This is a genomic window from Streptomyces sp., from assembly GCF_050698815.1.
GTDB lineage: Bacteria > Actinomycetota > Actinomycetes > Streptomycetales > Streptomycetaceae > Streptomyces.
The window spans coordinates 1-2,355 of record NZ_JBOHCV010000765.1; the positions used below are offsets into that span (position 1 = coordinate 1).

Sequence of the window (2,355 nt, forward strand, 5' to 3'; positions counted from 1 at the left end):
AGACGGGACCGCGCCGCCGTCGGCCCTTGCCCAGGCGCCGGACGCGGCACCGCTGCGGCTGTTGCGCGAGGCGGGCTGGACCGCGCTGCCGGGCGGCCCCTGGGCGGCCATGCCCGCACTCTGGCACGAGGCCGGCAATTCGACCCTGAAGGGGCTGGCGCGATGAGCGGACGGGGACGGCTCGCCCTCTGCGCGGCACTGGCCACGATCGCCGCGGCGTGTGCGCTGCTGCCACTGGTGGACCCGGCGACGTGGCTGCTGCAGGCGGCGCTGCTGGTCGGGGTGCAGACTCTGGTGGGCGCGGCAACGCGCCGCGTGCCGCTGGCACGGCCGCTGACGGTGGCCGCGCAGGTGCTGGTGTCGCTCCTGCTGCTGACGTTCTTCTTCACGCGTGAAGTGGCGGTCGGCGGGCTGCTGCCGGGCCCCGACGTCTTCGAGGAGTTCGGGCGGCTGCTGGCCGAAGGCGGTCAGGACGTGGGCCGGTTCGCGATACCGGCACCGGTGACCGACGGCATACGGCTGATGCTGGTAGGCGGCGTCCTGGTGATCGGACTGCTGGTGGACGCGCTGGCGGTGACGTTCCGCAGCGCCGCGCCCGCCGGACTGCCGCTGCTGGCCCTCTACTCCATCGCGGCGGGGCTGTCGCAGGGCGGCGCGCGGTGGCTGTGGTTCCTGTGTGCGGCGGGCGGCTATCTGCTGCTCCTGCTCGCCGAGGGCCGCGAGCGGCTGTCGCAGTGGGGACGGGTCTTCACCGACCGGGGGCGACCGGGGGCACCCGCGTTTCAGCCCGGCGCGCCGCGGGGCCCCGCGATGGCGCCCGTACGCACCGGGCGGCGGATCGGCGCACTGGCTCTCGGCATCGCCCTGGCGGTGCCCGCGGTACTGCCCTCACTGGGCACCGGGCTGCTGGACGCGGCACGCAGCGGCGGGAGCGGCGCGGGAGGGAACGGCAGCGGCACGGTATCGGCGGTCAACCCGCTGGTGGCACTGCAGGACAGCCTCAACCAGCCCGAGGACCGCACCGCCCTGACCTACAGCACCGATGCGAAGAGCACCGCGGAGATGTATCTGCGGATCGTCGCGCTCGACCAGTTCGACGGAGCCGCCTGGAAGCCTTCGCAGCGCCGCATCGGCGCGGTGCCCGGCACGCTGCCCGACCCGCCCGGTCTGGACTCCGACGTACGGACACAGCGGGTCCGCAGCTCGGTGGCGGCGGCCGACTGGTACTCCCAGAACTGGCTGCCGATGCCGTACCCGGCCAGCCGGGTGCGCATAGACGGGCGCTGGCGCTTCGAGCCGGCGGGCCGCACGCTCGTCGGCGACCGCGGACAGACGACGCGGGGCGCGCGTTATCAGGTGGAGAGCCTGCTCGTGCAGCCGACGGCGCGTCAGCTGCGCGATGCTCCGGCGCCGCCGCCGGAGATGAGGCAGGAGTACACGAAGGTGCCGGAGTCCCTGCCGTCGGTGGTGCGGCGGACGGCGCTGCGGGTCACCCGCGGCGCCGCGGACGACTACGAGCGCGCGGTCCGCATCCAGGACTGGTTCGCCCTGAACGGCGGTTTCACCTACGACACCCGGGTACGCGCCGGCAGCGGCTCCGCCGCGATCGTCAACTTCCTTGAAGAGAAGGAGGGTTTCTGCGTCCACTTCGCCTTCTCGATGGCGGCGATGGCACGCACGCTGGGGATTCCCGCCCGGGTCGCCGTCGGGTTCACGCCGGGCACGGCGGACAGCGAGGGCAGGATGGCGGTCGGTCTCAAAGACGCCCACGCCTGGCCCGAGCTGTACTTCGAGGGGGTCGGCTGGACCCGCTTCGAGCCGACGCCGACGCGCGGCTCAGCTCCTCCCTACGCACAGCCGGACTCCCCGGACGTCAGTGAGAACCCGGCTGAGCAGCTGCCCGAGCGTGGCCGGACACCCGAACCGCAGCCCACTCCCTCCGAGACGGACCGGTGCACCGCGGAGCAGAAGCGGCTCGACCCGCAGTGCGGTCAGGCGGCACCCGCACCCGGCAGCGGCGGTACGGACGGCGGCTTCCCGGTCGGTACGGCCGCCGGGCTGACCCTGGCGGCGCTGCTGGTGCTGGGCCTGCCTCTGCTCCCGATGCTGTGGCGGGCACGAACGCGGGCGCGGCGGCTCGGCGCACGCGGTTCGCCCGGACCGGATCCGGAAGCCGGTCCGGGTGATGCGGTGCTGGCGGCCTGGCATGAGCTGGTCGACAGCGGCTGGGACTACGGGGTGGTGCCCGACGAGTCGGCGACCCCGCGCGCGGCGGCGGCGCGCATCGCCCGGATCGGCGACCTCGGCACGGAAGCGGCCGAGGCGGCGCAGCGGGTGGCGCACGCGGTGGAGCAC

1 protein-coding gene is annotated in these 2,355 nt (G+C 74.4%); it reads left to right on the plus strand.

Annotation, left to right across the window (positions count from 1 at the left end; all coding sequences use genetic code 11):
- Nucleotides 1–162: 162 nt before the first annotated feature.
- The coding region (locus ACRDP3_RS27400) for a transglutaminaseTgpA domain-containing protein (protein WP_431519706.1) at nucleotides 163–2,355 on the plus strand (2,193 nt) is incomplete at its 3' end.